We start from the raw sequence: 17,462 nt of genomic DNA, 5'->3' as shown, positions 1-17,462 counted from the left end.
GACGGTGTGGACGGTGTGGAAGTGGAGCGGGACCGGAAGACCGGCGGGCTGCGCGAGCAGCTCGGGGCCGCGCTGTTCGCCCGGGTGGCCGGTCCGGACGGGCCTGCGGTGCGGCAGCGGGTGCACGGCACGCCCGGGCCGCGCTGGTTCGCCCCGGACCGGGCGATCCGGCTGGTGCACGGCGACGCCTCGATGTTCGTCGGCGGGCTCGCGGCGCTGCTGGTCCAGTCGCTGCACCCGTCCGCGATGGCGGCGGTGGCCGCCCACTCGGGGTACCGCAGCGACCCGTGGGGCAGACTGCAGCGCACCAGCACCTTCCTCGCCTTCACCACCTTCGGCACCGCCGAGGACGCCAGGGCCGCGGTGGCCCGGGTCCGCGCGGTGCACGCCCGGATCCGCGGCACCACGGCGGCCGGCCGCCCGTACCGCGCCGACGACCCGCACCTGCTGGCCTGGGTGCACGCCGTGGAGACCGACAGCTTCCTGCGCGCCCACCAGGCGTACGGGGCCGCCCGGTTGGACCCCGCCGGGTGCGACGCCTACGTGGCGGACATGGCGGAGGTCGCCGCGGCGCTCGGCGTCGAGGGGCCGCCCCGGAGCCGCGCGGAGCTCGCTGCCGTGCTGCGCTCCTACCGGCCCGAGCTGGCGATGACCGCCGAGGCCCGGGACGCGGCCCGCTTCCTGCTGCTCCGCCCGCCCGTCCCGTGGGCGGTCCGTCCGGCGTACGGGGCGCTGGCCGCCGCGGCGGTCGGCCTGCCCGCGCCGGAGCACCGGGCGCTGCTGGGACTGCCGGTCACGCCGTTCGCCGCCGCCGCGGTGCGGCCGCTCGGCCTGGCCGTGGTCGGGGCGATCCGGTGGGCGATGCCCGCCGCCCCCGTCGAGCGCCGCTGAGCCCGCCCGGGGAGGCCGGCGAGGTCGAGAACGGCCGGTCGGCTCCGTCCCGGCCGCGGGAGCGGCTAGCGTGGCCGGTGCCGTACGAAGGAGGACCGGTATGGGGATCCGGCGGATGGACAACGTGCTGATCGTGGTCGAGGACCTCGACGCCGTCATCGCGTTCCTGGTCGAGCTCGGCATGGAACTCGAGGGCAGGGGCCCGCTGGACTGGCCGGGGGCGGAGCGCGTCATCGGGCTGCAGGACGTCCGGCAGGACGTCGCCATGCTGCGGATCCCGGGTCAGCCGGGGCGAGTGGAGCTGGCCCGGTTCCACCGGCCGAAGGCGCTCGTCCCCGAGCCGAAGGACGCGCCCGCGAACACCCTCGGCCTGCGGCGGATCATGTTCGCCGTCGACGACCTCGACGACACGGTGGCCCGGCTGCGGACGCACGGGGCCGAACCGGTCGGCGAGATCGTCCGGTTCGAGGACGTCTACCGGCTCTGCTACGTCCGCGGGCCCGAGGGCCTCGTGGTCGGACTCGCCGAGGAACTCGGTCCGGACGGCGGTAGCGGGGCGTGAGCGCGCCGTCGAGAGAGGCCCGGTTCACCGGCCGACCTTCCCGGCCGCCGGCCGGACGGCCCTGGCCAGGTTGCCCAGCAGCTGCCGGTTCCGCAGGTGCAGGGCCAGTTCGGTGAGCGGGTTTTCCAGCCGGGCGCCGAGGCCGCGCAGCGGGTGCTCGTCCAGCAGCACCAGGGTGTGCTCGGCCCAGGGGATCAGCCCGAAGGCGATCCGGGCGGTGCCCAACGGCTTGGCGGCGGCCTCCAGTTCGAGGCGGTGCAGCGGCTCGCAGATCCGCACCACGCAGGTGTCCTCGAAGGTCGCCGGGCCGACCCCGACCCGGAAGCCCAGCCTGGCCCCGACCGCGGGCCAGTCGTCGTCGGAGTCCAGGACGTCCTGGGTGCCGACCACCCACTGCGCGTAGCTGCGGGCGTTCGCGAGGACGTCCCAGACCTGCTCGGGTGCGGCTTCGATCAGGCGCTGACGCTGTGCCATGGGAGGCTCCCCTCCGGTCGGGTGACGGGGTGTCAGGCCGGGCGGTGACCGTCCGGCAGGAAGCGGGCGGGCGAGCGCCGGTAGGCGTTCAGGGCGGCCCGGGCCGCGTTGGCGCCGCACGCCCCGTGCACCCCGCCGCCGGGGTGGGCGGAGGCGGACGCCAGGTAGAGGCGGGCGACCGGGGTGTGCGGGCCCACGGTGCCGGGGGTGGGCCGCAGCAGCAGCTGCTGGTGCGGGGCGGCGGTGCCGCCGTTGATCGCGCCGCCGACCAGGTTCTCGTCCAGCGCCTGCAGCGCCGGCGGGGTGAGGATCCGGCGCGCGGTCACGAGGGTGCGGAAGCCCGGGGCGAACCGCTCCACCTGCTGCTCGACGCGGTCCGCCATCGCCTCGGCCTCCCGGGCGTCCCACCGGCCGGTGATGCCGTCCGGGCCGAGGTCGGCGGCTACCCGCTGCGGGACGTGGGTGTACGCCCAGGCGGATTCGGTGCCCGGCGGGGAGCGGGTCGGGTCGGCCACGCTCATCTGCCCGAGCAGCGCGAACGGCCGGGCCGGCAGGCGCCCGGTGAGCACCTGGTGCGCCCAGTCGCCGAGCTCGTCCAGGTCCGCCCCCAGGTGGACGGTGCCGGCCCGCCCGGCCGCGGGCGCGGCCCACGGGATCCGCCCGGACAGCGCCCAGTCGACCTTGACGGTGGCCAGGTCCCACTGGAAGCGGCGCAGGTCCCGGCGCAGCCGCGTCGGCAACCGGTCCCAGGGCACCAGGCCGCCGTACAGGGCGGTCGCGGAGGTGTCCGCGAGCACCGCGCGGCGGGCCCGGTGGCTGTCGCCGTCGGCGGTGCGCACCCCGAGCGCCGTCCCCTGCCGGACCACCACCTCCCGCACCCGCCGGCCGCACCGCACCTCCCCGCCGCGGGCCTCCAGCCGGCGCACCAGCGCAGCCGTCAGCGCGGACGCCCCGCCCACCGGCACCGGCCAGCCGAACCGCCGCCCGAGCATCGCCATCAGCCAGCCGAACGCCCCGCTGCCCGCCGCCTCCGGCAGCAGGTCCGCGTGCAGGGCGCAGCCCGCCAGCAGCAGGCCCGGGCCTTCGCCGTCGAACTCCTCCTCGGCCAGCCGGCGCAGCGGCAGCGCGAGGAACCGTGCCAGCTCCAGCAGCCCGGCGGCGCGCAGCCGGGCCGCGATCGCCGCGCCCGCCCGCACCGGCGGAAAGGGCGCCAGCAGGGCGTCCACCAGGTGCGGTTCCAGCTCGTCCCAGCGGTCCGCCAGGCGCTGCCAGGCCGCGGCGTCGTGCGCACCGAACGCGCGCTCCAGGCCCTCCGCGCCGTCCGCTCCGCCGTCGCGGTGCAGGGTCGCGCAGCGGCCGTCCGGCGTCGGGTGGGCCAGCACCACCGGGGCGTGGCCCCAGCTCAGGCCGTACTGCTCCAGGCCGAGCGCGCCGATCGCCGGGGAGGCGACGGCCAGCGGGTGGAAGGAACTGAACAGGTCGGAGACGTACCGCGGGTCCACGCCGCGGTCGCTGCGCACCGCGCCGCCGGGGGAGGGCTGCGCCTCCAGCACCAGCACCCGCCACCCCGCGTCGGCGAGCACGTTCGCCGCCACCAGGCCGTTCGGTCCGGAGCCGATCACGATCGCGTCGGCCATGCCGCGCTCCTTCGTCTGCCGCCGGGTTCCCCTTCTCCCGACGGTAGACCCGGCCCGGGCCCGCCGCAGCGCGCGAGCCCAACGCCCGTTCGGGCAAGGGGTGTTCAGTCGAGCAGCCGGGCGAGCGCCGCGTCCAGGTCGAGGTGGTCGGACTCGGTGCCCGGCGGGACGAGGGTGTAGGCGTCGCAGAGGAACGCGGCCACCGTGTCGGCCGGCACCGCGAGCACCAGCTGATCGCCCGGGGTGCGCAGCCTGATCAGCACCTGCCGGCCCGGGGCGGGCTCGATCACCACGTCGCCCGCCCCGACGGGCTCGTGGCGCCCGCGCTCCAGCAGGTCGCGCTCGAAGCTCCACCCCGCACCGTCCGGCGGGAAGGACAACTGCACCGCGTAGGGGTGGGCGGCGTCGAAGCACAGCCGGGCCGGCAGCCGCCGATGCGGGTACGGAGCCTCGGGGAGGGTGACGACGGTGGCGTGGAAGGTGCGGACGGGCATGCGGACCTCGTTCGGGCGCGGTGGGCGGCCCCCGGGTGGGCGCCGACGGACGGTCGCCCTCCGGTTACCCACTGGGCCCGGACCATGCGCGGCCGACCGGGTGATACGCCGGAACCGCCCCACCGGCGAACGGGTCGCGGTGGGGCGGTTCCGGGGGAGGGCGGGCCGTCAGACGATGCCGCCGTAGTAGCCGCCGATCTCGCGGCGGTACTCGGGGTCACCGGTGTGGCGGTCCCGGTCGAACTCCGGCGAGTTCTTCACCTCGTCCTTGGTCCGGTTCACCCAGACGGTCTGCTCGGCGGTGTCGACCCGCTGGACCGTGCCGGCGGGGAGCAGCACCTCCCGGCCGAAGATCCACGGGCCGGTGTCGACCACCAGGTAGGAGGCGTCTACCTCCTCGGTGTGCTTGTCCACCTTGCCGATGTGCCCGTCGGTGGCCTCCACCCGGTACCCCGTCAGGTCGGTGCCCGCCGCGTAGCCGTCGGCGCTCTCGTAGTCCCACATTCCTTCGGTCACCACTGTCTCCTCGTCGGTCGATGGTCGTTCGGTGGACGCCGGTCGGTCGGGTGCCCGCGGGGCGGGCTCGCCGTCCGCGCGGTCAAGGGCGCCGGAAGGCGTCCTTGACCTTCTCGCCGGCCTGCTTGAGGTCGCCGGCCGCCTGGTCCTTGCGGCCCTCCGCCTCCAGCCGCTCGTTGCCGACGGCCCGGCCCGCGGCCTCCTCGACCTTGCCCTTGGCCTGCTGGGCGGCGTTCGAAGCCTTGTCCCCGGTGCTCATGACTCCTCCTGCGTTGATCGACGACGTGCTCGTGGCCGTCGACTGCCCCCGTCCGGGCGGGCCATGCACGCTCTGCGCAGATCGATCCGTCCCGGTTCGTCCTGCGACGGAGGGAAAACCGGTCCGACCGTGCGGTGAGTCGAGGAAAACGGGCAAACGGTCGCAAGGGGGACGAGTCGAGACGAGGAGTCGTGATGACCGAGTACGGGTACTTCCTGTCCTGCGAGGAGTTCACCCCGCAGGAGCTGATCGACCAGGCCGTGCGGGCCGAGGCCGCCGGGTTCACCCGGCTGGCGATCTCGGACCACTTCCACCCGTGGAACGAGGCGCAGGGAAACAGCGCGTTCGTCTGGTCGATGATCGGCGCGCTCTCGCAGGCCGTGGACCTGCCCGTCACCACGCTGGTGACCTGCCCCACCGTGCGCCTGCACCCGGCGGTCACCGCCCAGGCCGCGGCGACCTCCAGCGTGCTGCTCGGCGGCCGGTTCGCGCTGGGCGTCGGCACCGGCGAGGCGCTCAACGAGCACGTGCTGGGCGACCGCTGGCCGTCGTTCGAGGAGCGTGCCGAGATGCTGGAGGAAGCGGTCGCGGTGATGCGCGAGCTGTTCACCGGCCGCCAGGTCAGCCACCGCGGCCGGCACTACACCGTGGACACCGCCCGGCTGTACACCGCGCCGGAGGGCCCGCTGCCGGTGTTGGTCTCCGGGTTCGGCCCGAAGGCGGCCGAGCTGGCGGGCCGGATCGGCGACGGGTTCGTCACCATGACGCCGGACGCCGACCTGGTGGCCGCGTTCCGTGCCGGCGGCGGTGCGGGCAAGCCCGTGGTCGGCGGCCTCAAGGTGTGCTGGAGCGCCGACCGGGAGAAGGCCGTCGACGTGGTGCACCGGCGCTGGCCGACCGAACTCCTCCCGGGCGAGCTTGCCCAACTGCTGCCCACCCCCGCGCACTTCGAGCAGGCCAGCGAACTCGTCACCCGTGAGGCGGTGGCCGAAGCCGTGCCCTGCGGGGACGACGTCGATCAGCACGCGGCAGCGATCGGCGCGTACCGGCAGGCCGGCTTCGACGAGGTGTACGTCGGACAGATCGGCCCCGACCAGGACGCGTTCTTCGACGCCTACCGGGAGCTGGTCCTGCCCGCGCTCCGCGGCACCGGCAGCGCCCCGGCCCACCCGCCGGTGGAGACCCCCGAGGCCCGGATGACCGGCGAGGGCGCCCCCGCGCCGGACGAGCGCGCCAAGGGCCCCGCCGACGGACCGGAGTTCGCCCCCACCGAGCCCGGCCGCTGAACGCCCGGCCGGAAGGATCACGGAGACCGGCATGAGCCGGCCCGGAGCGGTTAGACGCGGACCGTCCCCGTCCACGATCGGAAGGCACCCCCGTGACCATGCTCTCCCGGCTCCCCGGCGCACAGACCCACCACTGGGAATGGCAGTTGGAAGGCTCCTGCCGCACCGTCGGCAGCGCCGTCTTCTTCCGCCCGGCGCACGAGGGCCGGGCCGAGGCACGGCAACGCGAGGAAGCCGCGAAGCGGGTGTGCGCCGGCTGCCCGGTCCGCCTGGAGTGCCGGCGGCACGCCCTCGCCACCCAGGAGCCCTACGGGATCTGGGGCGGCCTCACCGAGGACGACCGGCGCGCCCTGCTGGTGCGCCGGGACCCGCCGGCCGCCCCCGCCGTGGCCGCCTGAGCGCGGCGCCGCGCCGCACGGCCGAGGGCGGCCCGGGCCAGCACCACGGCCGCGCCCTGCACCGTGGTGGCCGTCAGCGCCCCGCGCCGACCGCCACCCGCGGGCGCGCCGCCGACCCGCCGCCACACCCGCCTGACCACCGCCCCGCCGACGGCTGCCGCCAGCATGCGGGCCGGCTTGGACACCACCACCGCCGCGATCATCGGACCTCCCGGCCTCGTCCGGCCCCGTCGCCCGGTCACCGGGTCCGGAGCTTCCTGGGCGGCTGCCCGAGGGTCCGTCCGGCAAACCGCCCGGCCGGTTGGGACGGCCCGCGCCGGGTAGCCGCCGAGCCGTTCCCGCCCCGACCGACACAGGAGACCCGCATGGACGCGATCGTGCTGCTGAAGGAAGACCACACGAAGGTCGAGAAGCTGTTCAAGGAGTTCGAGCAGGCCGGCGACCGGGCCTTCGCGACCAAGCGCCGGATCGTCGACCGGGTGATCGAGGAACTCACCGTCCACACCGTCATCGAGGAGGAGGTGTTCTACCCGGCGGCGCGCGAGGCCGCCCCCGACACCTCCGACCACGTGCTGGAGAGCGTCGAGGAACACCACGTGGTGGTGTGGATGCTCGCCGAGCTGACCGACCTCGACCCCGAGGACGAGCGGTTCGACGCCAAGATGACGGTGCTGATGGAGAACGTCCGCCACCACGTCGAGGAGGAGGAGAAGGAGTGGTTCCCCGAGGTCCGCAGGGCCATGGGCCGCAACCGCCTGCTCGAACTCGGCGAGCGACTGCAAGAGGCCAGGAAGACCGCCACCCACGACCCGCTCAAGGTGCCCAGCGCCGCCGAGTGAGGGGAGTGGTCGGCGGAGTCGAGCAGGAGGTCAGGGAGTGCAGAACGGGGACCGGACACTGAACGACCACCGGGCGCGGGCGCTGCAGCGCTTCCCGCGGCACGAGCGCCGGGGCGAGGCCCGGCTGCCCGCCGTGCTGGCCACCCTCGCCGCGATCCTGCTCTACCTGGCGCTGCCGGGACAGCTGCTGGTCGTCCCGCGGTACGTGCTGCCGGCGCTGGAGGTGCTGCTGCTGATCCCGCTGATCGCGGTCAACCCGCGCCGGATGACCCGGCAGAACCGGCTGTCCCGGACGCTGTCGCTGACCCTGGTCGGGCTGATCGGCGTCAGCAACCTGGCCGCGCTGGGCCTGCTGGTCGACGCCATGGTGACCGAGCGGGCCGACGACGGCGGTTCGCTGCTGCTGGCCGCGCTCCAGGTGTGGGCGACCGGCATCATCGTCTTCGGCCTCGCGTACTGGGAGCTCGACCGCGGCGGGCCGGTGGTCCGCACCCAGGTCGACCGGTCCGAACTGCCGCTCGCGGACTTCCGGTTCTCCCAGGACGAGAACCACGACGCGGTCGAGGAGGTCGCCGACGGCGCCAGCCGCAGCTGCGACTGGGTGCCCACGCTGATGGACTACCTGTACGTCTCGGTGACCAACTCCACGGCGTTCAGCCCGACCGACACCATGCCGCTGTCCACCCGCGCCAAGGCCCTGATGGCGGTGGAGAGCATCGCCGCGCTCATCACCTCGCTGCTCGTCATCGCCCACGCCGTCGGGGTCCTCGACTGACCGCGCCCAGCCGCCCGCGGACCGCCCCGCGCGTCGCGCCCCGCGCCGAGCAGCGGGCCGGGCCGCGGAACGGGTGTGGGATGCTCTGGGCATGACCGACCGAGAGAAGCCGTCCGCCGTCCCGGCGTCGGTGGTGCAGGAGATGCTGGACGGGATCTCCGGCTCGGTGTCGTTCCTGCTGCCGGTGCTCGGCGCGGACGGCGAGGTGGCCGACTTCCGGATCGCGGCGGCTTCCGCCGAGGCCGTCGACGTCGGCGCCCGGCGCGGGAAGGAACTCGTCGGCCTGTCCGTGGTGGAGACCTACCCGACGGTGGTCGGCTCGTCGCTGTGGCAGGGGTACCTCCGGGCACTCGCCACCGGCGTCGCCTACCAGGGCGAGCCGTTCGACTACCAGGAGGTCCTCGCGGGGATCCCGCGGCGCTCCCGGTACGCCGTCCGCGCGGCGCCCTGCTTCGGCGGGCTGATGGTGTCCTGGGTCCGACTGGACCCCGGTGAGCGCGAGCAGCGCCGCCTGTCCCTGATGCAGCGCCTGGGCCGGATGGGCTGGGTGAACCGGGACCTGGTGCGCGGCACCCTCACCTGGTCGCCGGAGGTCTACCCGCTGTTCGAGCGGGACCCGGCGCTCGGCCCGATCACCCTGGAGGAACTCGCCGACCGGGCCCACGAGGAGGACCGCGGCCCGATGGCCGAGGCGGTGCGCCGCCTGCTGCACGACGGCGAGCCGCTGGACCGGACCTTCCGGATCGCCGTGCCCGGTGGCGAGCTGCGCCACCTGCGGGTGGTCTTCGAGGCCGAGCGGGACGCGCACGGCCACCCGGTCGAGACCCACGGCTTCTTCCAGGACCTCACCGCCGCCAAGGAGGCCGAACACCGGCTCCTCGCCCACCAGCGCGAGGCCAGGACCCAGCGCACCCGGCTCGCCGCCGAGCGCGCCCTCGCCGCCCGCCTCCAGGACGCGCTGCTCCCGGTCACGCAGCAGTCCCTCCACCTCGCCGACCTGACCGTCGACGTCGCCTACCGGCCGCTGCAGGACGGGCTCAACCTCGGCGGCGACTGGTACAGCGCCGTCGAACTGCCGGACGGCAGCGCCCTGCTGGTCATCGGCGACGTGGCCGGCCACGGACTGGACGCCGTCGCCACCATGGCGCAGCTGCGCTTCACCGCCAAGGGCATGGCCGTCACCGAGTCCTCGCTGCCGACCATCCTCACCCGCCTCAACACGCTGCTGCTGCACACCGCCAAGCCGAACTTCACCACCGCCACCATGATCATGGCCAGGTACCGGCCCGACACCGCGCAGCTCACCTGGGCCCAGGCCGGGCACCCGCCGCCGCTGCTGGTGCGCGGCGGCCGCGCCGACTTCCTGCCGGCGCCCGAGGGCATCCTGCTCGGCGCGGACCCGGGCTCGCGCTACGCCGCGTCCACCTTGCAGCTGCTGCCCGGCGACCAACTGCTGCTCTACACCGACGGCCTGGTCGAGACCCGGGACCGGCCGCTGGACCAGGCCCTCGCCCAGCTGGCCGCGACCGCCGCCCGGGCCGGCGACGCCCTGTCGCCCGACGGCCTGCTGCGGGAAATCGTCACGCCGCAGACCCGCCGCGACGACATCTGCGTGCTCCACGTGAGCCGCTGAGCGCCGCCCCCGTTTCGGGCCGTGCCCCCGCGCAGGCGTAAGGACCTGCCGGAGCGGGAACACGCCAAGGAACCAAGGAGGTGAGGGACATGGCTGGAACCCTGGTGATCCGACGCCCCGCACCGCAGCGCCCCCGTCCGCCGCTCGACCTGCGTACCCCCTCGGGGCGCCCGCTCCCGTACTGAGACCGACCGGGCCCGCACGAGGGCCCGCGCCGAGGAGACCCGGCGCGGGCCCTCGTGCTGCCCGCCCCGCCGCGTGCCGTCCCGGCCCGGGACCTGATGCCTGCTCAGGGCGCGGGCGTCTGCTGCTCGGCCTCGACCCGGGCGTTCCACTCGCGCACGCCCGCGGGGGAGGGCCTCTCGTTTCCGCCGCCCCGGCCGGGGCACACGTGCCCCATGGATCAGTCACAGGCGCCGCTGCTCGAAGCGCTCGCGGCCTTCCACGCCAATCCGCTCATCCCCTTCACGCCGCCCGGACACAAACAGGGACGCGGTGCGGACCCCCGGGTCCTGGAGACCCTGGGCGCGGCGGTGTTCCGCTCCGACGTGCTCGCCACCGGGGGCCTGGACGACCGCACCGACTCCCGCGGCATCCTCCAGCACGCGCAGGAGCTGATGGCCGAGGCCGTCGGCGCCGACCACACCTTCTTCTCCACCTGCGGCAGCTCCCTGTCGGTGAAGGCCGCCATGCTCGCCGTGGCCGGACCGCACGAGAAGCTGCTGGTGGGCCGGGACGCGCACAAGTCGGTGGTGGCGGGCCTCATCGTGGCGGGCATCGAGCCCGTCTGGGTGGAGCCCAGCTGGGACGCCCGCCGCCACCTCGCCCACCCGCCCGCCGCCGAGACCGTGCGCGCCGCCCTGGCCGAGCACCCGGACGCCCGCGGCGTCCTGGTCACCTCGCCCACCCCGTACGGGACCAGCGCCGACCTGCGGGCGATCGCCGAGGCCTGCCACCGCGCGGACCGGCCGCTGATCGTGGACGAGGCCTGGGGCGCCCACCTGCCGTTCCACCCCGAGCTGCCGCAGTGGGCGATGGCCGCCGGCGCGGACGTCTGCGTCACCTCCGTGCACAAGATGGGCTCGGCGCCCGAACAGAGCTCCGTCTTCCACCTGCAGGGCTCGCTGATCGACCCCGCCGTCCTCAAGCAGCGCGAGGACCTGCTCGGCACCACCAGCCCGTCCGTCCTGGTGCACGCGGCACTGGACGGCTGGCGCCGCCAGATGGTCCAGCACGGGCGCACCCTCTACGGCCGGGCCCTCGCGCTCGCCGCGGACGTCCGGGCGCGGATCGACGCCCTCGACGGCTTCCACGTCCATGGCCGCGAGGACTTCTGCGGACCCGGGCTCGCCGCCGACCTGGACCCGCTGCAGGTGATCATCGACATCTCCGGGCTGGGCACCACCGGCTACCGGGCGGGCGACTGGCTGCGCTCGCACCACCAACTCGGCCTGCACGTCTGCGACCACCGCCGGATCAGCGCCCAGCTCACCCACGCCGACGACGACACCACCGCCGACGCGCTGCTGCACGGACTCACCGAACTCGGCGCCCTGGCCGCCGGCCTCCGCCCGGCGCGCCAGGTGCAGGTGCCGGATCCGGGCGGGCTGCGCCTGGAGCAGGCGATGCTGCCCCGCGACGCGTTCTTCGGACCGACCGAACAGGTGCCGATCGAGAAGGCGGCGGGGCGGATCGCCGCCGAGATGCTCACGCCCTACCCGCCCGGCATCCCCGCGGCGCTGCCCGGCGAGCGCCTCACCGACGAGGTCCTCGACTACCTGCGCAGCGGGGTGGCGGCCGGCATGCTCGTCCCCGACAGCGCCGACCCCGGGCTCACCAGCGTCCGGGTCACCCGCACGCCATGAGCCCGCAGCACCGCCCCGCACCGTCCGATCCGGCACCGGCCGGCGAGGACCGCGGCCTGGCGCCCGTGCAGGCCCTGGCCCGCCGGGTCACCGCCGCCCTGCAGGCCGCCGGCCACTCCGTCGCCACCGCGGAGTCCCTGACCGCCGGCCGGCTCGCCGCGGCCCTCGCCGACGCCCCCGGGGCCGGCGAGGTGTTCCTCGGCGGCGTGGTCGCCTACACCGCCGCGGTCAAGTCCGAGCTCCTGCACGTCGACGAGGACCTGCTCGCCGACCAGGGGGCCGTCCACCCGGAGGTCGCCGCGCAGATGGCCGAGGGCGTCCGCGCCCTCACCCACGCCACCTACGGGCTGGCCACCACGGGCGCCGCCGGCCCCGCGCCCCACGACGGCCGCCCCGTCGGCACCGTCCACATCGCCGCCGCCGGCCCGCTCGCGACCCGCACCGCCCAACCCCGTCCGCCCACCACCAGCCCCGAGGACATCCGGGCCGCCACCGTCGAAGCGGCCCTGCGCCTGCTCCAGGACCTGCTGCGTCCCCCGCCCTGACCGGCCGGCCCGGCCGCCGCACTGTGCGAGGGTGGGCGCATGCTGATCGTGATGGCGGGCCTGCCCGGCGCGGGCAAGAGCGCGGTCGCCGCGGAGCTCGGGCGGAAGCTCGGCGCTCCGGTGGTGTCGGTGGACCCGATCGAGGCCGCGATGTGGCGCGCCGGTGTGACGCGCAGTCAGCCCACCGGCCTGGCGGCGTACGTGGTGGCCGAGGTGGTCGCCGACGGCGTGCTGGCCCTGGACCAGACCGTGATCGTCGACGCCGTCAACGCGGTGGAGGAGGCCCGGCAGCAGTGGCGCTCGCTGGCTGCGCGCCACGGTGTCCCGGTGGTGTTCGTCGAGGTGGTCTGCTCCGACGAGGCGACGCACCGCCGCCGCCTGGAAGGACGCGCACGGCAGATCGACGGCTTCCCCGAGCCGACCTGGGAGGTGGTCCAGCGGCGCCGCACGGAGTTCGCCCCGTGGTCGCACGACCGGTTGGTGCTGGACTCCGTCCAGGACGTGCCGCGCAACGTGTCGACGGTCTTGGGCCGACTGGGCGCCGCCTCCTGAGCGTCCGAGCGGCCCGCACCGGCCGGTGACTACCCGACCGGCGTCGCGCGGCACAGTCCGTCCGGGGCGGATCCGGTCGGGCAGTCGCCGCGCGGCAGGTCGGCGAGGACGGGGAACAGGCTGCCGGTGCCGGTGAGTTCGAGGACCCGGCGGACCGGCGGGCTGGGGTCGACCAGGGCGAGGGAGCGGTCCGCCGCGAGGGCGGCCGCCCGGGCCTCCAGCAGGGTGGTCAGTCCGGCGCAGGCGAGGAAGTCGATGTCGCGCAGCACGACGCACACCAGGTGGTGCGGCTCGGCGGCGGCGCGGGCCAGTGCGGCCGCGGCGCGCTCGCGGGTGTCGACGTCCAGGTCGCCGGCCAGGTGGCACACCGCGGTGTGGCCGAGCCGGGTGGTGGTGGCGGTCAGGTGCGGGCCGGGCGGCGGACCCGCGGTCGGGGCACTGTCGGCGCGGACGGGCATGTGTGGCCTCCTCGCCCGCCGGGGCCCGCGGAGGCGCCCACGCCGTGACGGCCGCGCCCGGATCGGTGTTCCGAGTACGAAGGCTGCGAACGGCGGGAGCCGACCCCCGGTCCGACGGACCGACCGGCCAACGCTCCCACGCTACGCCACCGGTGCAAGGGCACCGGGTGGCCGCTGCCCGGGCGCCCGCCGAACTGGCTGGCCGGAAGGCCCAGTTGTGCCCGTCGCGGGAAGCCGGTCACGCAGCGTGCCTGCCGTGCCACCCGTTCGGGCCACGTCTCGTTCCGGTTCCGCGAGCCGCGCAACCCGGTCGTACTCGATCTGTCAAGGTCGGCCACGAAGCGCCCTTGCGCCGCACCGCTCCGGGCCGGGCCCGTCCGTGGCCCGTGCGGCTCCGCCCGCTCCGAAAGGACAGCGCACCCGATGACCGAAGAGATCGCCTACGCGAAGATCCACCCCGCGGTCGGGGTGGCCCGGGTCGGCAACAGCACCCGCGAGGACGGCTGGTACTACGGCCCCGAGACGCCCGCGCCCGAGCCCGCGCCGGTCGGCTTCCACAAGGACGAGACCGGTGCGATCAAGCGGGAGGCCGCCCGGTTCCGGATCTACGGCTACGACGCGCAGGACCGCGTGGTCCGTGAACTGAAGCCTTCCGACACCGGGGTGGAGGTGGAGTGGGCCGTCCACGTCGCCAACCGGAAGGCGGCCTGGTACAACTTCGACCTCGCCCTGGACATCCCCGACATGCAGGGCAAGGCGTCGCTGCGCCGCAACGGCAAGACCGACGGCGCCGGGCGCGCGCAGCTGATCATCGACCCGGGCCGCAAGACCCTGGCCCACGGCAGCAAGGGACCGGTGGAGTTCACCGGCGGATCGTTCCTCGGCGTGAGCGTCCCGCTGGGCCGGATGCAGGCCGACGAGGAGGGCCGGCTGGTGGTCCTCGGCGGCAGCGGCACCTCCGGCGCACCCGGGGGAGAGGAGCTGCAGTCCTTCGGCAACAACGACGGCTGGTACGACGACACCTCCGACGGACCGGTCACCGCCACCCTGAAGCTGAACGGCAGGGCCGTCGAGGTCAAGGGCGCCTGGGTGGTGGTCGGCCCGCCCAACTACGCCCCCGACGTGAAGACCCCGCGCACCCTGTGGGACCTGCTGCACGACGTCTTCCGCCCGCGCCGGCCCGGAGCGGACGACGAGGTGGTGTTCGAGCGGGACGTCGAGCCGATCCTGCGCCGCTTCTGCGAACTCCAGTGGGTCAACAAGGGCTACGCCACCCACCACGGCTTCGGCGGCCCGGAGGACTTCACGGCTCCCGCCCTGCTGGCCCGCCTGTCCAGCAAGGCCGAACGCAACCGCGAGCTGCGCCGCCAGGTGTTCACCGCGATGCGGGACTACGAACGTGACGGGCTGTCACCGCAGCCGTGGCCGTGGTTCTACGGCGACGGCATGGCGAGCAGGCCGAAGTCGAAGCTCCAGTACCTGACGCTGTCCGACACCCAGATCGAGCAGCTGGAGAAGTGGGCGGCCGGCGAGTTCAGCACCGCCGCGACGCCCGGCTTCCCGAGCCGGGTGGAGGACGCGCCGATCGCCGAGCAGCCGGGCCTGCTGGACCGCGCCGCCCTGGACTTCTGCCTGGCCGACGCCTTCCACCCGGGCTGCGAGGTGACCTGGCCGATCCGCCACACCACCATGTACCAGGAGCCGTTCCGGATCCTGCACCGCGCCGACGACGACCCGGAGCCGGACTACGGCCCGCAGTTGAGCGCCGAACGCGCCCTCGGCGCCGACGGCCCGCTGCACGCCCAGCCGCCCGGCGGGCTGACCCGCTGGATGGCGATCCCGTGGCAGACCGACACCGCCAGCTGCCGTTCCGGCTACGAGTCGAACGCGCTGCCCAAAGGCCGCTACGACCCGCACCTGCCGACCTTCTGGCCCGCCCGGGTGCCCAACCACGTGCTCACCGCGGAGGACTTCCGGATCGTCAACCAGGAAGCCGGGGAGGCGAGTTCGCAGGAGGAGCGGGAGGACGCGTTCGCCCGGCGGGCGTCCTGGCTGCGCGGCCTGCGCGGCCAGTACAAGGAGCAGCTCGCCCAGGCCGTCGAGGAGTGGCACCACTTCGGCATCGTGGAGGCCCGCCGCTACACGGTGGGCGACGGCCGGTTCCCCGAGACCGTGCAGGTCGAGTCGGTGCCGGGCTTCCCGCTGGAAGGGGTCTCGCCGAACCGCAACCTGGTCACCGTGCACGTCCCGGAGCCCACCGCCCTGGACACCGCCGCGCACAGCGGCGTGCTCGGCGACGTCGCCGAGCGGACCGGCTACCGCGCGGAGGACATCACGGTGGGCTACATCGACAAGCTCGACCCGTTCGGCGAGGAGTCCGCCAACGGCGGCGGCGCCCGCCCCGCGAACGGCACCGCGTGACGCCCGCCGCACCCGCCGCGGCCGGGCACGCCCGCTACGACGTGGTGGTGGCGGGCGGGGGCCCGGCGGGTGCGGCCGCCGCGCTCGCCCTGCTGCGCGCGGGCCGGACGGTGCTGCTCGCGGACGCCGGCCGCGGCCCGGCGCAGGTCGGCGAGGCGCTGCCCGCCGCCGCCCGGGTGCTGCTCCGCGACCTGGGCGCCGACCGGGCCCTGACGGAGGGTCACCTGCCGTGCCGGGCCAACCGGTCGGCCTGGGGCGGTCCGGAGCTCGGCTGGCAGGACAGCATCCTCGACCCGCACGGCCCCGGCTGGCACCTCGACCGGCCGCTGTTCGACCGCCGACTGCGCGCGCAGGCCCGGGCGCAGGGCGCCCGACTCGCCACCGGGACGGCGGTCCGCCCGGTCGCCCGCACCGCGGACGGCGGGTGGACGGTGGAACTGCGCGGCCCCGGCGGAAGCCGCCCGGCGCGGTGCCGCTGGCTGGTGGACGCCACCGGCCGCCGGGCCGCGGTCGCCATCGCCTGCGGCGCCCGACGGCTGGTCCGCGACCGGCTGATCGCCGTCCACCTCACCCTCGGCCCCGCGGACCCGCCGACCCCGGACACCACCACCACGGTCGAGGCCGCGTCCGACGGCTGGTGGTACACCGCGCCGCTGCCCACCGGCCGCCGCCTGCTGGCCTGGTACACCGACGCGGACCTCCCCGCGGCCCGCACCGCGCTCGCGGACCGGCTCGCCGCGACCCGCCACGTGGGACCGCTCGCGGGCGCCCACCCGTGGCCGCCGGACACCGCGCCCCGGCGGGCGCCCGCCCACACCGCCCGCCTGGACACCGTCTCCGGCGGCGGCTGGACCGCCGCCGGGGACGCCGCCGTCGCGTTCGACCCGCTGTCCTCGCAGGGCATCCTGACCGCCCTGTTCACCGGCCTGAGCGCCGGCCGGGCCGTCGACGCCCACCTGTCCGGCGACCCGGACGCCCTGGCCGCCCACGCCCGCACCGTCGACGCGGTCGGCGCCGCCTACCTGCGCAACCACCGCACCCACTACGCCGCCGAACGACGCTGGCCCGACCGGCCGTTCTGGCAGCGCCGCCACACCCCCACCCCCGAGGAGACCCCCGGATGAGCACCGTTCCCCCGACCGACGCCCTCAGCGCCGACGCCCGGCACGGCCACCGCTTCCTGCTGATCGGCAAGAAGACGATCTTCAGCTACCACCTGGGCCTGTACTACGTCCCGATCCACGCCTTCCAGCTGATCACCAGGTTCGGGCTGGACGAGAACCTGCGCACCACCTACCTGACCGACCTGGCCGCGCACGAGGACCGGCAGGTGTACTACTCGCTGTTCTCCGAAGGGCACTGGCCGCTGCAGGAGATCGTCGACGGCACCCGGACCTCGCTGCCGGTCGAGCTCGAACGCGTCACCGTCGACTCCCAGGGCGGGCGGACCTTCACGCCGCTGCTCCCGGCGGTCGACGCCACCTGCCGCAAGGAGGACGTCGTCCACTACCGGCCGCTCGACCCCGCGGCCGGCTACCCCGACTTCCTGACCGCCCTCGCCTTCGGCCAGGACGACGAGGTCCACCTCGCCCACCGGCTGGACGGCGCCCCGAACTGGGACGAGGTGATCACCACCGGGAACCCGCAGGGCTTCCGCCCGGGCGACCTCGCCCCCGCCGGGACGGTCACCGTGCCGACCGTCAAGGACCCGCACGGCGCCGCCGGGAAGAGCCCGCTGACCCCCGGCACCGCCTACGAGGGCGCCGTCGGCGACCGCAAGGTCACCTTCACCGCGGGCCGCCAGGGCTGGTGGAACACCACCTCGCTCAACCAGCAGTAGCAGCACCGCGGGCCCGG

General features: G+C 75.4%; 19 protein-coding genes. 13 read left to right on the top strand and 6 right to left on the bottom strand.

The genetic code is table 11. The features are described from left to right. Positions 1-6: 6 nt before the first annotated feature. On the top strand, positions 7-891 hold the full coding sequence (locus tag BX266_RS03070; RefSeq protein WP_259464509.1) for an oxygenase MpaB family protein: 885 nt from the start codon (positions 7-9) through the stop codon (positions 889-891). A 100-nt stretch (positions 892-991) separates the two neighbouring features. Next, a complete protein-coding gene (locus BX266_RS03065) occupies positions 992-1,453 on the top strand; it encodes a VOC family protein (RefSeq protein ID WP_180290357.1) in 462 nt (153 codons plus the stop codon). Positions 1,454-1,477: 24 nt separating this feature from the next. Here the strand turns inward: BX266_RS03065 and BX266_RS03060 are convergent, their stop codons facing one another. The 5 genes from BX266_RS03060 to BX266_RS03040 form a co-directional block, all read right to left on the bottom strand. Continuing rightward, entirely contained in the window at positions 1,478-1,927 is a 450-nt protein-coding gene (locus BX266_RS03060) for an SRPBCC family protein (RefSeq protein ID WP_099897385.1), read from the bottom strand. 32 nt (positions 1,928-1,959) lie between these two features. Further along, positions 1,960-3,564 carry an NAD(P)/FAD-dependent oxidoreductase gene (locus BX266_RS03055; RefSeq protein ID WP_099897384.1) on the bottom strand — a complete coding sequence of 535 codons (1,605 nt, stop codon included), beginning with the start codon at positions 3,562-3,564 and terminating at the stop codon, positions 1,960-1,962. 104 nt (positions 3,565-3,668) lie between these two features. After that, entirely contained in the window at positions 3,669-4,058 is a 390-nt protein-coding gene (locus BX266_RS03050) for an SsgA family sporulation/cell division regulator (protein WP_099897383.1), read from the bottom strand. Between the two features lie 168 nt (positions 4,059-4,226). Then, the gene (locus BX266_RS03045; protein ID WP_099897382.1) at positions 4,227-4,574 is read right to left on the bottom strand and encodes a PRC-barrel domain-containing protein; all 348 of its coding nucleotides are present in this window, start codon (positions 4,572-4,574) and stop codon (positions 4,227-4,229) included. A gap of 82 nt (positions 4,575-4,656) precedes the next feature. Beyond that, complete coding sequence (locus BX266_RS03040) at positions 4,657-4,833, bottom strand: CsbD family protein (RefSeq protein WP_099897381.1); 177 nt, start codon at positions 4,831-4,833, stop codon at positions 4,657-4,659. Between the two features lie 194 nt (positions 4,834-5,027). Between BX266_RS03040 and BX266_RS03035 the strand changes: the two genes are divergently transcribed. The 8 genes from BX266_RS03035 to BX266_RS03000 all read left to right on the top strand — a co-directional run bounded on the left by BX266_RS03035 (position 5,028) and on the right by BX266_RS03000 (position 12,726). Beyond that, positions 5,028-6,119: a TIGR03557 family F420-dependent LLM class oxidoreductase gene (locus BX266_RS03035; RefSeq protein WP_120314350.1), complete on the top strand. Its 1,092-nt coding sequence runs from the start codon at positions 5,028-5,030 to the stop codon at positions 6,117-6,119. Between the two features lie 98 nt (positions 6,120-6,217). Continuing rightward, the gene (locus tag BX266_RS03030; protein WP_180290775.1) at positions 6,218-6,517 is read left to right on the top strand and encodes a WhiB family transcriptional regulator; all 300 of its coding nucleotides are present in this window, start codon (positions 6,218-6,220) and stop codon (positions 6,515-6,517) included. A gap of 365 nt (positions 6,518-6,882) precedes the next feature. Beyond that, a complete protein-coding gene (locus BX266_RS03025) occupies positions 6,883-7,356 on the top strand; it encodes a hemerythrin domain-containing protein (protein WP_099897379.1) in 474 nt (157 codons plus the stop codon). 37 nt (positions 7,357-7,393) lie between these two features. Beyond that, positions 7,394-8,131: a hypothetical protein gene (locus BX266_RS03020; protein WP_259464508.1), complete on the top strand. Its 738-nt coding sequence runs from the start codon at positions 7,394-7,396 to the stop codon at positions 8,129-8,131. A gap of 91 nt (positions 8,132-8,222) precedes the next feature. Continuing rightward, a complete protein-coding gene (locus BX266_RS03015) occupies positions 8,223-9,764 on the top strand; it encodes a PP2C family protein-serine/threonine phosphatase (RefSeq protein ID WP_099897378.1) in 1,542 nt (513 codons plus the stop codon). A gap of 398 nt (positions 9,765-10,162) precedes the next feature. Next, entirely contained in the window at positions 10,163-11,629 is a 1,467-nt protein-coding gene (locus BX266_RS03010; RefSeq protein WP_099897377.1) for an aminotransferase class I/II-fold pyridoxal phosphate-dependent enzyme, read from the top strand. Further along, positions 11,626-12,174, top strand: a complete 549-nt coding sequence (locus tag BX266_RS03005) for a CinA family protein (protein ID WP_099897376.1) — start codon at positions 11,626-11,628, stop codon at positions 12,172-12,174. The genes BX266_RS03010 and BX266_RS03005 overlap by 4 nt, the downstream gene beginning before the upstream one ends. A 39-nt stretch (positions 12,175-12,213) precedes the next feature. Beyond that, positions 12,214-12,726: an AAA family ATPase gene (locus tag BX266_RS03000; protein WP_099897375.1), complete on the top strand. Its 513-nt coding sequence runs from the start codon at positions 12,214-12,216 to the stop codon at positions 12,724-12,726. Between the two features lie 29 nt (positions 12,727-12,755). On the opposite strand, the gene BX266_RS02995 is transcribed toward BX266_RS03000, so the two are convergent. Beyond that, entirely contained in the window at positions 12,756-13,184 is a 429-nt protein-coding gene (locus tag BX266_RS02995) for an anti-sigma factor antagonist (protein ID WP_099897374.1), read from the bottom strand. A 423-nt stretch (positions 13,185-13,607) separates the two neighbouring features. Between BX266_RS02995 and BX266_RS02990 the strand changes: the two genes are divergently transcribed. From BX266_RS02990 to BX266_RS02980, 3 genes are read left to right on the top strand one after another with little or no spacing between them, the layout of a single operon-like run. Then, on the top strand, positions 13,608-15,605 hold the full coding sequence (locus BX266_RS02990) for a LodA/GoxA family CTQ-dependent oxidase (RefSeq protein WP_099897373.1): 1,998 nt from the start codon (positions 13,608-13,610) through the stop codon (positions 15,603-15,605). Next, positions 15,602-16,729 (top strand): tryptophan 7-halogenase, encoded by a 1,128-nt coding sequence (locus BX266_RS02985; protein WP_099897372.1) that lies wholly within the window; start codon positions 15,602-15,604, stop codon positions 16,727-16,729. Before BX266_RS02990 ends, BX266_RS02985 begins: the two co-directional genes overlap by 4 nt. Further along, positions 16,726-17,445: a hypothetical protein gene (locus tag BX266_RS02980; protein ID WP_099897371.1), complete on the top strand. Its 720-nt coding sequence runs from the start codon at positions 16,726-16,728 to the stop codon at positions 17,443-17,445. The genes BX266_RS02985 and BX266_RS02980 overlap by 4 nt, the downstream gene beginning before the upstream one ends. The last annotated feature ends 17 nt before the right edge of the window (positions 17,446-17,462 follow it).

The sequence above is a fragment of the Streptomyces sp. TLI_171 genome, assembly GCF_003610255.1.
In the GTDB taxonomy this organism is placed as follows: Bacteria; Actinomycetota; Actinomycetes; order Streptomycetales; family Streptomycetaceae; genus Kitasatospora.
The sequence above is the reverse complement of the archived record's forward strand: the minus strand, read 5'-3'. Positions and strand labels throughout refer to the sequence as shown.